This is a genomic window from Actinobacillus genomosp. 2 (assembly GCF_029773605.1).
Classification (GTDB): Bacteria; Pseudomonadota; Gammaproteobacteria; order Enterobacterales; family Pasteurellaceae; genus Actinobacillus.
In genome coordinates, this window is record NZ_CP103807.1 from 1595716 (window position 1) to 1609189 (window position 13474).

General features: G+C 40.2%; 11 protein-coding genes, 4 tRNA genes and 1 pseudogene. 11 read left to right on the plus strand and 5 right to left on the minus strand.

The window, feature by feature from the left end:
* Nucleotides 1-77: 77 nt before the first annotated feature.
* The 4 genes from hslU to gloA2 all read right to left on the minus strand — a co-directional run bounded on the left by hslU (nucleotide 78) and on the right by gloA2 (nucleotide 3559).
* The gene (gene hslU / locus NYR60_RS07980) at nucleotides 78-1400 is read right to left on the minus strand and encodes an HslU--HslV peptidase ATPase subunit (RefSeq protein WP_279466594.1); all 1323 of its coding nucleotides are present in this window, start codon (nucleotides 1398-1400) and stop codon (nucleotides 78-80) included.
* A 146-nt stretch (nucleotides 1401-1546) separates the two neighbouring features.
* On the minus strand, nucleotides 1547-2068 hold the full coding sequence (gene hslV, locus NYR60_RS07985; protein WP_005613306.1) for an ATP-dependent protease subunit HslV: 522 nt from the start codon (nucleotides 2066-2068) through the stop codon (nucleotides 1547-1549).
* 78 nt (nucleotides 2069-2146) lie between these two features.
* Nucleotides 2147-2860 (minus strand): DNA/RNA nuclease SfsA, encoded by a 714-nt coding sequence (gene sfsA, locus NYR60_RS07990; protein ID WP_279466596.1) that lies wholly within the window; start codon nucleotides 2858-2860, stop codon nucleotides 2147-2149.
* Between the two features lie 306 nt (nucleotides 2861-3166).
* Nucleotides 3167-3559 carry an SMU1112c/YaeR family gloxylase I-like metalloprotein gene (gloA2, locus tag NYR60_RS07995; RefSeq protein ID WP_279466598.1) on the minus strand — a complete coding sequence of 131 codons (393 nt, stop codon included), beginning with the start codon at nucleotides 3557-3559 and terminating at the stop codon, nucleotides 3167-3169.
* A 97-nt stretch (nucleotides 3560-3656) separates the two neighbouring features.
* On the opposite strand from gloA2, the gene mutY reads away from it, so the two are divergent.
* The 8 genes from mutY to ffh all read left to right on the plus strand — a co-directional run bounded on the left by mutY (nucleotide 3657) and on the right by ffh (nucleotide 8552).
* Nucleotides 3657-4799 carry an A/G-specific adenine glycosylase gene (mutY, locus tag NYR60_RS08000; RefSeq protein WP_279466599.1) on the plus strand — a complete coding sequence of 381 codons (1143 nt, stop codon included), beginning with the start codon at nucleotides 3657-3659 and terminating at the stop codon, nucleotides 4797-4799.
* Between the two features lie 11 nt (nucleotides 4800-4810).
* Nucleotides 4811-5080 carry an oxidative damage protection protein gene (locus NYR60_RS08005; protein ID WP_279466600.1) on the plus strand — a complete coding sequence of 90 codons (270 nt, stop codon included), beginning with the start codon at nucleotides 4811-4813 and terminating at the stop codon, nucleotides 5078-5080.
* A 23-nt stretch (nucleotides 5081-5103) separates the two neighbouring features.
* Nucleotides 5104-6204, plus strand: a complete 1101-nt coding sequence (gene mltC, locus NYR60_RS08010) for a membrane-bound lytic murein transglycosylase MltC (protein WP_279466601.1) — start codon at nucleotides 5104-5106, stop codon at nucleotides 6202-6204.
* 124 nt (nucleotides 6205-6328) lie between these two features.
* Nucleotides 6329-6404 (plus strand) — tRNA-Phe (locus NYR60_RS08015).
* A gap of 5 nt (nucleotides 6405-6409) precedes the next feature.
* Nucleotides 6410-6485: transfer RNA gene (locus tag NYR60_RS08020), tRNA-Asn, on the plus strand.
* 106 nt (nucleotides 6486-6591) lie between these two features.
* A tRNA-Phe gene (locus tag NYR60_RS08025) sits at nucleotides 6592-6667 on the plus strand.
* Between the two features lie 5 nt (nucleotides 6668-6672).
* Nucleotides 6673-6748, plus strand: a tRNA-Asn gene (locus NYR60_RS08030).
* Nucleotides 6749-7160: 412 nt separating this feature from the next.
* Nucleotides 7161-8552, plus strand: a complete 1392-nt coding sequence (ffh, locus tag NYR60_RS08035; protein WP_279466602.1) for a signal recognition particle protein — start codon at nucleotides 7161-7163, stop codon at nucleotides 8550-8552.
* 72 nt (nucleotides 8553-8624) lie between these two features.
* Here ffh and hemL read toward each other — a convergent pair whose 3' ends face one another.
* A complete protein-coding gene (gene hemL / locus NYR60_RS08040) occupies nucleotides 8625-9905 on the minus strand; it encodes a glutamate-1-semialdehyde 2,1-aminomutase (RefSeq protein WP_279466604.1) in 1281 nt (426 codons plus the stop codon).
* Between the two features lie 429 nt (nucleotides 9906-10334).
* Here hemL and wecA point away from each other — a divergent pair, with 429 nt between their 5' ends.
* From wecA to wecB, 3 genes and pseudogenes are all read left to right on the plus strand, one after another.
* Nucleotides 10335-11414: a UDP-N-acetylglucosamine--undecaprenyl-phosphate N-acetylglucosaminephosphotransferase gene (gene wecA, locus NYR60_RS08045; RefSeq protein ID WP_279466605.1), complete on the plus strand. Its 1080-nt coding sequence runs from the start codon at nucleotides 10335-10337 to the stop codon at nucleotides 11412-11414.
* A gap of 20 nt (nucleotides 11415-11434) precedes the next feature.
* Nucleotides 11435-12313, plus strand: a complete 879-nt coding sequence (locus NYR60_RS08050) for a transporter (RefSeq protein WP_347710224.1) — start codon at nucleotides 11435-11437, stop codon at nucleotides 12311-12313.
* Nucleotides 12297-13435: pseudogene (wecB, locus tag NYR60_RS08055) on the plus strand (non-hydrolyzing UDP-N-acetylglucosamine 2-epimerase). The gene NYR60_RS08050 and the pseudogene wecB overlap by 17 nt, the downstream one beginning before the upstream one ends.
* The last annotated feature ends 39 nt before the right edge of the window (nucleotides 13436-13474 follow it).

Here is a 13474-nt window from a genome sequence, read left to right on the forward strand (position 1 = left end):
TTTTTATATTACAATATTATCAATATAGCGAATAAGCGATTAAAATTATGAAAATTTAACTGCTTGTTATTCGTTAATTAAAGAATAAAACGACTTAAATCTTCATTCTCTACTACGTCATTTAACGCATCTTGTACGTATTTCTCATCAATTACGATTTTCTCGCCTGATCGTTCGCTTGCGTCGAATGAGATGCCGTCCATTAGGCGTTCTAATACGGTGTGTAAGCGACGAGCACCGATATTTTCGGTTTTTTCGTTTACACGGAATGCCGATTCGGCAATTTTACTGATTCCGTCTTTGGTAAATTCAATTTCCACACCTTCGGTTTTCATTAACTCACGATATTGTAGCGTTAATGAAGCATTTGGCTCAGTAAGGATTCGTTCAAAATCTTCTTTGGTAAGTGATTTTAATTCGACACGAATCGGTAAACGACCTTGTAATTCCGGCAATAAATCTGATGGGCGAGCCACTTGGAATGCACCTGAACAGATAAATAAAATATGGTCGGTTTTTACCATACCGTGTTTGGTATTGACCGTAGAACCTTCAATAATCGGTAGTAAATCACGTTGTACACCTTCACGAGAAACGTCGCCACCTGAATGTTCACCTTTTTTACAGATTTTGTCGATCTCATCAATAAATACAATACCGTGCTGTTCAACCGCTTCAATCGCTTGTTGTTTTAGCTCTTCTGGATTCACTAGTTTTGCAGCTTCTTCGTCCACCATCACTTTTAACGCATCCTTGATTTTCATTTTGCGTTTTTTAGTTTTGTTCGGCGACATACCTTCAAATAATGATTGAAGCTGCGAAGTCATTTCTTCCATACCCGGCGGCGTCATAATTTCTACGCTCACTTGTGCCGCTACATCGATTTCGATTTCTTTGTCATCAAGCTGACCTTCACGCAATTTTTTGCGGAACACTTGGCGGGTTGAGCTGTTATCGCTTTCTTGTACGTTACCCCATTGATCTTTTGCCGGTGGTAATAACACATCTAAAATACGATCTTCTGCTGCATCTTGTGCACGCATACGGTTTTTCTCAACCGCTTGTGATTTGACTAATTTCACAGCTACATCGGTTAGATCTTTGATAATCGAATCGACTTCTTTACCAACATAACCTACTTCAGTGAATTTAGTCGCTTCCACTTTAATAAAAGGTGCGTTGGCTAATTTTGCCAAACGGCGTGCGATTTCGGTTTTACCCACACCGGTCGGACCGATCATCAGAATGTTTTTTGGAGTAACTTCTTGGCGAAGTTCTTCTGGTAATTGCATTCTTCTCCAACGGTTACGTAGGGCAATTGCCACCGCACGTTTTGCTTCGTTCTGTCCGATAATATGTGCGTCTAATTCCGACACAATTTCACGAGGAGTCATTGACATATTTTTTTGTTCCTTCTAAATAACTCCCCTCCTTAGCAAGGAGGGGAAGGGGGAGATTTGGCAGCGTAGCATTACGCTCATACGAAAATTTGATCCTATCATCAAATCTCCCCTAACCCCTCTTTTCTAAAGAGGGGGACATTTTTTTAAACTTCTTCGATTACGTGATTATGATTTGAGTAAATATCAATATCACCGGCGATTTTTAATGCTTCCGCCACGATTTCTTTTGCAGATAAATTATTTTGCGTGCGAAGTAGTGCAAGTGCTGCGGCTTTTGCATAATTACCACCGGAGCCGATGGCTAACACATCTTGTTCCGGCTCAATTACATCACCCGAGCCTGAAACCAGTAAAAATTCACTTTCGTTTGCCACAATCATCATTGCTTCTAATTTGCGTAGTGAACGTTCTGTACGCCATTCTTTTGCCAGTTCCACCGCAGATTTGATTAAGTGACCTTGGTGTAATTCTAATTTTTTCTCGAATAAATCACGTAAGATAAACGCATCGGCAGTTGAACCTGCAAAACCGGTTACGACTTTATCTTTATACATACGGCGTACTTTGCGTACAGTACCTTTTTCTACACAATTACCTAGCGTTGCTTGTCCGTCACCACCGATAGCAACTTTGCCATCTTTACGAACACATACGATCGTTGTCATATTAAATCCTTGTCCTTTCTTTTAGGGAAAACTGCGGTATTAAATGGGGAGAAATTTGCCTTTTTCAAGGAGAATCGGTCAGATTTCACAAGAAAATTGCAAATTCATCGCAACCGGCTTGTTGTTCGCTAATTCGATTTGAGCTTTATACGCTAACACGTGTACCCTGGCATTTTTCGCTTGTTCAAATAAGGTAGCATATTGCGGATCAATCTGTTTTGCCACGGCAAAACGTTGGATACCGGTGTGTAAAATCGCAAAAAATATGACCGCTTGTTGCCCTGATTCGGCAATCGCAGCCAGTTCTCGCAAGTGCTTTTGTCCTCGTTCCGTTTTGGCATCAGGGAACATACCCAAGCCGTTTTCGGTAAGTAAAGTGGTGGATTTCACTTCTACAAAACAGTCTGGCTGGTTGTTCGCTTTTAGTAAAAAATCAATCCGGCTGTTTTCCGCCCCGTATTTTTGTTCGGGCAAGATGGTTTGGTACTCGGCAAATTCATCTATCCAGCGATTTTCTAATGCCTCTTGCACCAGCTGATTAGCTCGTTGGGTATTTACACAAATAAAATCGCCTGCTTGAGTTTGGGTTAGTTCCCAAGTGTGAGCATATTTGCGTTTAGGATTATCAGAGGTGGAAAACCAAACGATATCGCCGGCAGTGGCACAGCCGGTCATTGCACCGGTGTTGGGACAATGTAGGGTAATTTGCTCGCCGTTAGGCAGCAGAATATCGGCTAAAAAACGTTTATAACGTTTGATTAATATGCCGCAAGAAAGAGAAGGAAATTGCATAATAACCTTTGATTTATAAAGAAAAAAACCGCTTTTTGCAAAGCGGTTTTTGTGTCAAACTGAGTAACGGTTGGTCAGGTTGTTATTACCTGACTGGCGGGTCAGGTAATAACTTAATCTCGATCAGCTTGGTTTAACAATCTGATATAAGGAGAACGAGAAATGAAAGCATTTTGGCTTATCATTATCTTTTTAGTGTTATTACTTGTTTGCTCACCAGCGCAGTAATAACCTAAAACCAACTACACGGCAGGTATTCGCTTGCCGTGTTCTTACTATAAGTCGAGTTGCCTAAATTTTCAACCCTTAAATTTCATAAAACTCTAACGGTAAACCGTCCGGATCTTTAAAGAAAGTGAAGCGTTTACCGGTCAAGTCATCAATTCGAATCGGTTCACATTCCACCGCATTTTTTGCTAAAAATTCGACCGCTTGTTGCATATCTTTCACACGAAATGCTAAATGACGTAAGCCGCAGGCTTCCGGGCTATTTGGACGTTGTGGTGGGTTCGGAAAACTAAATAATTCAATTTGCGAACCATCGGCAAAACGCAGATCGAGCTTATAGCTGTCACGTGCTGCACGATAAGTTTCTTCAATAATTTCTGCACCGAGAATTTGAGTGTAAAAGTGTTTAGAAACTATGTAATCACTAGCAATAATTGCTACGTGATGAAAGCCGAGAATAGGTGTTGACATAAATTTCCTTATAAAAGTTTTGCAAAAAAACTGTTAAATATGACCGCTTAGGTTATGATGCACGGCTTGATATTATTTTGATATTAAAAGGCTTCGAGTGAAAACAAAATTACAGTTCCCTTTAGCACAATCTGATCCAGCTCAGCCGTTTGCCAAAGCGGTATTAGCTTGGTTTGCACAGTATGGGCGTAAACACTTACCTTGGCAACAAAATAAAACCTTATATGGCGTTTGGTTGTCGGAAGTGATGTTACAACAAACCCAAGTTGTAACCGTTATGCCATATTTTGAACGTTTTATTGAACGTTTTCCAACAGTAACGGACTTAGCTGATGCACATATTGATGAAGTGCTACATTTGTGGACCGGTTTAGGCTATTACGCAAGAGCGAGAAATCTGCATAAAGCCGCACAACAAATTCGAGATCAATTCGGTGGAGAATTTCCGACCGATTTTGATAATGTTTTGGCACTTGCTGGTGTTGGGCGCAGTACGGCGGGTGCGATTTTATCGTCCGTATTAAATGCACCGCATCCGATTTTAGACGGTAATGTAAAACGGGTGCTTTCTCGTGCATTTGCGGTGGAAGGCTGGAGCGGTGAAAAAAGCGTAGAAAATAAATTGTGGCAATTAACCGTAAGTGTTACGCCTAACAGCCAAGTTGCTGATTTTAATCAGGCGATGATGGATCTCGGTGCGATGGTCTGTACCCGTAGCAAACCGAAATGCTTGCTATGTCCGTTAGCGAATTTATGCGAAGCAAATCGGCTTGAAGCATGGGATAAATTTCCGGCGAAAAAACCGAAGAAAACTTTACCGGAACGTCAAGTTTATTTTTTGATTATCAAATCAGGTAGCAAGATTTTATTGGAACAGCGTGAAGCAAAAGGGCTTTGGGGCGGATTATATGTATTTCCGCAATTTGAAGATATAGACGAGCTTAAGCGGTCGCTTGCTGAACAGAATTTGCAAATATCTCAACAATTAATTGCATTTCGCCACACATTCAGCCATTTTCATTTAGATATTACTCCGATTTTAGTGGATTTAGATTGGCAAGAAAATACGCAAAATCAACCGCTTATCGTACAAGAAAATTGCGGAAATTATCGCCTTTCAGTATCTTCAAACGCTAATTATTGGTATGATCTACAATTACCGAGCGAAATAGGTTTGGCAACACCCGTAAAACGTATTTTGGATGAACTCAGTTTAATGCTAACAACTAATATTAATTAAGGAATAAAAAAATGGCTCGTACTGTATTTTGTGAGTATTTAAAGCAAGAAGCCGAAGGCTTAGATTTTCAATTATATCCTGGCGAGTTGGGTAAGCGTATTTTTGATTCTATTAGTAAACAAGCGTGGTCTGAGTGGATCAAAAAACAAACGATGCTCGTGAATGAGAAAAAATTAAGTATGATGAATCCTGAGCATCGCAAATTACTTGAAACGGAAATGGTTAACTTCCTATTTGAAGGTAAAGACGTTCAGATCGAAGGTTATATTCCTGTCGAATAGAAATAATAAGGCATTGATTTATAATGAAAAAATATACTAAATATTTACCGTTACTTTTGGTTATTCCATTTTTAGCAGCCTGTGGTAGTAGCAGTTCAACAAAAAAGACGAAAAGAACCAAAACGCGTGTAGATTACAATACTAAAGATACAAATGGCTTAGATATTTTAACTGGGCAATTCTCGCATAATATCGATGATATTTGGGGGAGTAATGAGCTATTAGTAGCGAGTAAAAAAGACTATGTAAAATATACTGACCAATTCTATACTCGTAGCCATATTTCATTTGAAGACGGTCAAATTACGATTGAAACTTTAGGCGATCAAAACCGTTTACGTAACAGTATTATTCATACATTATTAATGGGATCGGACCCTAAAGGGATTGACCTTTTTGCATCCGGTGATGCACCTATTAGCAGTCGCCCGTTCCTTGCAGGACAGGTAAATGACCAGTTTGGGCGTGATATTAATAATGTGGCTATTGCTAATGATTTTGCAACCTATTTAATTCAAAATAAATTACAAACGCGTCGTTTGCAAAACGGGCGAACTGTAACTTATGTCACCATTAAAATGGTGGCAGGACATATTGAAGTACGTGCTCGTCAATATTTACCATTGGTACGTAAAATGGCGAAGCGTTACGGAATTGAACCGAGTCTAATTTTAGGGATTATGGAAGTCGAATCGGCCTTTAACCCTTACGCGGTAAGTTATGCGAATGCGATTGGTTTAATGCAGGTTGTACCTCGTACTGCCGGACGTGATATTTTTGCTCGTAAAGGTCTAGGTGGGCAGCCTGATCGTGCTTATTTATATAATCCTGAGCAGAATATTGATGCAGGTACGCTGTATTTAACTATTTTACGTGATGAATATTTAGATGGTATTTCAGATCCGGTATCAAAACGATATGCGATGATTTCTGCGTATAACAGTGGTTCTGGTGCAGTATTAAAAGTGTTTGATAGTGATAAATATGAGGCGATTGATCGTATTAATGATCTTTCTCCGGATGCGGTATATCGTATTTTAACCACGGCACACCCATCATCACAGGCACGTAATTACTTACGAAAAGTATCTACGGCACGTGAAAAATATGTAAGCATTCGTTAATTTGTTGTTTTTTAATACAAAAAGTATAAAAAAGATTCGTTTAAACAGGCTTTTTTAAATATTTAAAAAAAATGTTTGACGAGGGAGAGCAAAATCAGCATAATGCACTCCGCAACAAGACGTTGCCTCGATAGCTCAGTCGGTAGAGCAGGGGATTGAAAATCCCCGTGTCGGTGGTTCGATTCCGCCTCGAGGCACCATCTATTCCTCCTTAGTTCAGTCGGTAGAACGGTGGACTGTTAATCCATATGTCGCAGGTTCGAGTCCCGCAGGAGGAGCCATATTTAGAAGCCCTGATGAAATCATCAGGGTTTTCATTTATCGCTAATCAAAAAGATTTTTGATTAAGATAATTTTGTTATTTTATAGATTTATAAAATACAGAATGCCTTGATAGCTCAGTCGGTAGAGCAGGGGATTGAAAATCCCCGTGTCGGTGGTTCGATTCCGCCTCGAGGCACCATCTATTCCTCCTTAGTTCAGTCGGTAGAACGGTGGACTGTTAATCCATATGTCGCAGGTTCGAGTCCCGCAGGAGGAGCCATATTTAGAAGCCCTGATGATTCATTCATCGGGGCTTTGTTCTATCTATTTCTTTTTAAAGATAAAAAATGAGCGATTTATTGACTGTTGACTGAAATTTTGTGATCTCTCTCCGATTTTTAGAAAAAATCTGAAAGATTCCTTCGCAAATTATTTATAGTAGAGGTATTATTATAGGAAATAATAAATAAAATGATTCCTCGAATATCGTCCATTTGTGCGACATTACTTTTAGTAGTAGTGTCGCATTTTTTATTGTCTTTATATTTTCTAGTCTCTTATACCTTTCTTACTTTCTTTCTGCAAGAAAGCTAAATTTTTTGTATAATGCTAACATTTTTCGTACTTATTTCTCCGCATTAAGCCATATTTAAGCGGTCGAGTTTCATTAAAATTTTGTAAAAGAGAACAATATGTTTGAGAATCTATCTGACAGACTATCGAAAACCTTACGTAACATTACCGGTAAAGGTCGTTTAACTGAAGATAATATTAAAGATACGCTACGTGAAGTACGTATGGCGTTATTGGAAGCCGATGTGGCTTTACCGGTTGTACGTGAGTTCATTAATAAAGTAAAAGAACGAGCGGTCGGTACGGAAGTAAATAAAAGCCTGACACCGGGTCAAGAGTTTCTCAAAATTGTACAGAATGAACTTGAAATCGCAATGGGCGAGGCAAATGAGGAATTAAATCTTGCGACCCAGCCACCAGCAGTGATTTTAATGGCAGGTTTGCAAGGTGCGGGTAAAACCACCTCAGTTGGTAAATTAGCGAAATTCCTGAAAGAACGTCATAAGAAAAAAGTATTAGTGGTTTCTGCCGACGTTTATCGTCCGGCGGCGATTAAACAGCTTCAAACCTTAGCGGAAGCGTTAAAAGTCGATTTCTTCCCGACAGAGACAAGCCAAAAACCGGTTGAAATCGCGGAACTTGCCTTAAAACACGCAAAACTGAATTTCTTTGATGTTTTAATTGTGGATACCGCAGGTCGTTTACACGTTGACGGCGAGATGATGGAAGAAATCCAGCAAATCCACAGTGTGTTAAATCCGATTGAAACACTTTTCACGGTGGATGCGATGACCGGTCAAGATGCGGCGAATACAGCAAAAGCTTTCAACGAAGCATTACCACTTACCGGTGTAATCTTAACCAAAGTAGATGGTGATGCACGTGGTGGTGCGGCGCTATCTATTCGTCAAATTACCGGTAAACCGATTAAATTCCTTGGTGTGGGCGAGAAAACCGATGCGTTAGAACCGTTCCATCCAGATCGTGTCGCTTCACGTATTCTGGGTATGGGCGATGTGCTATCGTTAATTGAAGATTTACAACGCTCGGTTGACCAAGAAAAAGCGGAGAAAATGGCACAGAAATTCAAGAAAGGTGATGATTTTACCCTTGAAGATTTCCGTGAACAGCTCATTGAAATGAAAAAAATGGGCGGTATGATGTCGATGCTGGATAAACTGCCCGGTGCGAAGAATTTACCTGACCACGTCAAAAATCAGGTGGATGACAAGATGTTCGTAAAAATGGAAGCGATCATTAATTCTATGACGCTGAAAGAACGTGCGAATCCGGATATTATTAAAGGCTCTCGCCGTCGTCGTATTGCGTTAGGTTCCGGTACACAGGTGCAAGACGTAAACAAATTGCTTAAGCAGTTTGATGAAATGCAGCGTATGATGAAGAAAATGCGTAAAGGCGGTATGGCGAAAATGATGCGTGGTATGAAAGGTATGATGGGCGGTGGTTTAGGCGGCCTTGGCGGCTTAGGCGGAATGTTTGGAAAACATTAATCTTTGCTTACTTTTCTGATTTACAAGCGGTCAAATTTCATAAAAAGTGTGAAATTTGACCGCTTTTCGATATTAGAGTGCGGCAAACGCTTTATCTGCAGCTGCTAATGTCGCTTGAATATCTGCATCGCTATGAGCTAGTGACATAAAGCCTGCTTCAAATGCACTTGGTGCAAGATACACCCCCTGTTCCAACATTAAATGGAAGAAACGGTTGAATTTTGCTGCATCACATTTCATCACGTCTTGGAAGTTTGTGATTTCCGCTTGTTCGGTAAAGAATAAACCGAACATGCCGCCGACATATTGAACGGTAAACGGTACGTTATGTTTTGCTGCTAATGCTTTAAGACCTTCTGCCAATGTTTTAGTTTGTGCGGCAAGTTTTTCTTCATTGCCTGTTTTGGAGAGTTCGGTTAAACAAGCTAAGCCGGCTGCCATTGCAATTGGGTTGCCCGAAAGCGTACCTGCCTGATATACCGGTCCTGTCGGTGCAATGTATTCCATAATCTCTTTTTTACCACCAAACGCACCCACCGGCATACCACCACCGATAATTTTACCAAGTGTGGTTAAATCCGGTTTAACGTCGTAATAAGCCTGTGCACCACCTAATGCAACACGGAAACCGGTCATCACTTCATCGATAATAAACACCGCACCGTATTGATCACATAAAGCACGTAAACCTTTTAAGAAATCATTTTTCGGCGGAATACAGTTCATATTGCCGGCAACAGGCTCAACGATTAAACAGGCAATGTCATTTGGATATTGTTCGAAAGCGGTTTTTACTGAGTCTAAATCGTTGTAAGTACAAGTGAGCGTGTGCTTCGCAAAATCAGCCGGTACACCCGGACCGCTTGGCTGACCAAGGGTTAACGCACCGGAACCGGCTTTTACTAAGAGCGAATCGGAATGACCATGGTAGCAACCTTCAAATTTGATAATTTTGTCACGACCAGTATAACCGCGAGCTAAACGAATCGCCGACATGGTTGCTTCAGTCCCTGAGCTAACCATACGAACTAATTCGATAGACGGAACTAATTTAGTCACTAATTCGGCTAAAGTAATTTCGCTTTCGGTAGGAGCGCCGAAACTTAAACCGTTCGGTACGGCTTTTAATACCGCGTCAATAATTGCCGGGTGATTATGACCTAATACCATTGGTCCCCAAGAACCGACATAATCAATATATTGCTTACCGTCCGAATCGGTAATATATGCACCTTCCGCTTTTTGAATAAATACTGGTGTGCCACCTACACCTTTAAATGCACGCACCGGCGAATTTACCCCACCGGGGATAACTTTCTGAGCTTTTTCAAACAATTGTTCTGATTTAGACATAAATGATTCCTTAAATTGAAATTCTGGATAGCGTTGATCGATAAGGTTCAGCTTTACAAAAAATAGTTTAAAAATAACCGCTATGGGTTCCCTTCTGGACTGCCTGAGCGTGTTGAAATTTGTAGGAACATTTTTCTTGAGCAAAGCGAATCTAAAATGTTCCGTTAAACAAATTACAACTAAGTGAAGATAAGCAGTGAAGTGGGGCCGCCTTTCTTTTGGTTACTTTTCTTTGGCGAAGCAAAGAAAAGTAATGGAGAGAATATGTAACTGATTTTCTAAGGTTATGATTAAACCAAATAAAGCAAACTTTATATTTATTCATTTTATAAAAAAAAGCCCAAATAACCTAAAAAAATTTGAGAGTCTTTACCTTTGTGATATTCTGCACATAATTTTTGTTTATTTATTTTTGAGGGAGTCCCCCTTATGTGGCTTACTTTTATTGCTGTTTTTGTGGTGTCGTTCGCCAGTCTGATTTTTATGCGACCGGTCGCAGAAAAAATCGGTTTAGTTGATAAACCGAACTTCCGTAAACGTCACCAAGGGTTAATTCCGTTAATCGGTGGGATAGCTCTTTTTTTAGGTAATCTGACCTTCTATTTTATGGAATGGCAGGATATGCGTTTGCCTTGGCTATATCTTGCGGCAGTAACGATTTTATTAGTCATTGGTGTGTTGGATGACCGTTTTGATGTAAGTCCGTTTTTACGAGCAGGGATCCAAGCTGGTTTAGCCGGTTTAATGATTTATAACGGGCTTTCTTTGGACAGTTTAGGACAAGTAATTGCACCGTTTAGTATTGAGCTTGGGATTCTTGGTATTATTTTTACCGTATTTGTCACGATTGGTGTAATTAATGCGTTTAATATGGTGGATGGTATCGATGGCTTATTAGCCGGACTTTCGAGTGCCAGTTTTGCTGGTATCGGCGTATTGATGTGGTTGGATGAGCAATATACGTTAGCCTATTGGTGTTTTGCGATTATTGTCGTGTTGATTCCGTATGCGATGTTTAACCTGAGTGTATTCGGAGCCAAATGGAAAGTGTTTATGGGGGACTCGGGCAGTACTCTGATTGGCTTTACCATTATTTGGATTCTGTTACTCAGCACCCAAGGTCAAGGACATACGATTAGCCCAATTACCGGTTTATGGCTGATTGCTGTGCCGCTGATTGATATGGTGGCAGTTATTATTCGCCGTTTGAAAAAAGGTAAAAGCCCATTCAGACCGGATCGCTTACACTTACATCATTTAATGATGCGTGCCGGTTTAACTTCTCGTCAAGCTTTAGCTGTCATCACCTTTGGGGCAATAATGTGTTCGACTATCGGTGTATTAGGCGAATACTACTATTGGAATCAATGGTTGATGACGATTGGTTTTATCGGTTTATTTTTTATTTATGCTTATTCGATTACCCATGCGTGGCGTGTGACACGTTTTATTCGTCGTATGAAACGTAGAGCGAAAAGAAAGCTCAACATTGGTAATCAAGCTAAGTAAGCGAATTATTTGAGGATTTTATCTTGTTACGCTATTTATTTACTTTAATTATCACAACGGTAATCGGCGGTGGTATTGGATTTGGACTGAGTTTTGCACAAAAATCAACTTGGACGGCAACCGCACAATTTGAACAACCTAGTATCTCTACGTTGGGAAATTACTACACCTTGTTTTCTACCTATTCTTTCCTAAATGGAGGGGATGGCGTAAGTTATCAGGTTGTGAAAGATGAAAAAGGTGCATTGGTACTAGCACCGGAAAGTGGTGTTAAAGTGGAAGAAAGAGTAAAAACTGAGAGTTATGATGTATTTAAACGTACATTAAGATCACCGGATGTATTAACGGCATTTTTGGCACAAACAGAAACCGTAAAACTAAAAGCACAGCTTGAAAATAAACCGACAACAATCATTGCTCAAAATTTAGCACAACAGTTTGTTTTTCAAGATATTGCAAAATCACAACCGTTTGAGCAATTGAGCGTGACATCGGAAAATCCGGAAGAAGCGAATAAATTACTTTCAGATTTTATTGCTTTCGCAACCCAACAGGCGAAACAAGCCCTAAATGCCGAACTGATTGCTAAATGGAAAGTGTTGTTTCAACAAATTAAAAATGCTGCTGAGATCAAATTAGGTGCAACGCAACAAGGTAATCAAATTGCAGCACAAGATTGGAACGGAAAATTAAATCTAATGCGTTCGGTGCAACCATTAGACGATAAATTAGTACCTTTCAAATTCGTAAAATCACCGAGCGTACCTTTGACTCCATCATCGCCGGCTCAATCATTATGGATAATGATTGGGGCATTAGTCGGTTTATTATCTGGTATGGTAATGGTATCAATGAGCGGTTTATTCCGTAAAAAAGTTACGAATGTCGCACAAAATTAAAGTCTTGACCGTATTCGGCACACGTCCTGAAGCGATAAAAATGGCTCCGCTGGCAATGATGTTGGCGGAGCATACGGATTTTGAAGCGAAAGTATGCGTCACCGGACAACATCGTGAAATGTTGGATCAAGTCTTAGCTTTATTTGATATCCGCCCCGACTTTGATTTGGATATTATGCGAGAGGGGCAGGACTTAACGGAGATGAGCGTACGTATTCTACAATCGCTAAAATCCGTATTTGCACAATATCGCCCTGATATCGTTTTAGTTCACGGTGATACCACTACCACATTTGCTACGGCACTCTCTTGTTATTATCATCAGATTCCGATCGGACATATTGAAGCCGGTTTACGTACTGGTAATCTTTACGCCCCATTTCCGGAAGAAGGTAACCGTTGTCTAACCGCAGTATTAGCCGATTATCATTTTGCTCCAACCGAACAAGCTCGTCTAAATTTGTTACAGGAACGTAAACCGCCACAACGTATCTGGGTTACTGGTAACACCGTACTTGACGCATTGCAGTGCGTTTCCAATCGCATCCGAAATAATGCAGCGTTAATCAAGCAACTTGAACAACATTATGATTTTTTGGATAGCGGTAAGAAACTGATTTTAGTCACAGGACATCGCCGTGAAAATTTTGGCGAGGGTTTCCAGCATATTTGTGAAGCCTTGGTAACGATTGCTCAACAACATTCCGATGTACAAATTGTTTATTCATTACATCGCAACCCGAATGTTTGTGAGCCGGTTACTCATTTACTTTCCGGGTAGAAAATATTTTTGTGATTGAGCCACAAGCATATTTACCCTTTGTTTATCTAATGGAACAGTCTTATTTAATTTTGACCGATTCGGGCGGTATTCAGGAAGAGGCTCCATCATTAAACAAACCGGTTTTGATTATGCGAAATAGTACTGAACGATGTGAGGTGGTACAGTCTGGCTCGGCTCGAATTGTCGGTACGGAAGCGGATAAAATTGTGCAAGAAGTCAACCTGTTGTTATCGGATAAATCTGCCTATCAGGCGATGGCTCAAGCACAAAATCCTTATGGAAGCGGTAATGCTTGCACTAACATTATTGCGATTTTGCAACAAATATTTGAATCATAACAGGCTTTGTTTCCCTCAAGACAAAGCCTGTTTTGTCAA

Bases quoted from the DNA above. Each gene is read 5' to 3' on its own strand.
- wecA (WP_279466605.1), top strand. From the start codon at position 10,335: ATGTGGCTTACTTTTATTGCTGTTTTTGTGGTGTCGTTCGCCAGTCTG.
- mltC (WP_279466601.1), top strand. From the start codon at position 5,104: ATGAAAAAATATACTAAATATTTACCGTTACTTTTGGTTATTCCATTT.
- hslV (WP_005613306.1), bottom strand. From the start codon at position 2,068: ATGACAACGATCGTATGTGTTCGTAAAGATGGCAAAGTTGCTATCGGT.
- ffh (WP_279466602.1), top strand. From the start codon at position 7,161: ATGTTTGAGAATCTATCTGACAGACTATCGAAAACCTTACGTAACATT.
- sfsA (WP_279466596.1), bottom strand. From the start codon at position 2,860: ATGCAATTTCCTTCTCTTTCTTGCGGCATATTAATCAAACGTTATAAA.
- hslU (WP_279466594.1), bottom strand. From the start codon at position 1,400: ATGTCAATGACTCCTCGTGAAATTGTGTCGGAATTAGACGCACATATT.
- NYR60_RS08005 (WP_279466600.1), top strand. From the start codon at position 4,811: ATGGCTCGTACTGTATTTTGTGAGTATTTAAAGCAAGAAGCCGAAGGC.
- hemL (WP_279466604.1), bottom strand. From the start codon at position 9,905: ATGTCTAAATCAGAACAATTGTTTGAAAAAGCTCAGAAAGTTATCCCC.
- gloA2 (WP_279466598.1), bottom strand. From the start codon at position 3,559: ATGTCAACACCTATTCTCGGCTTTCATCACGTAGCAATTATTGCTAGT.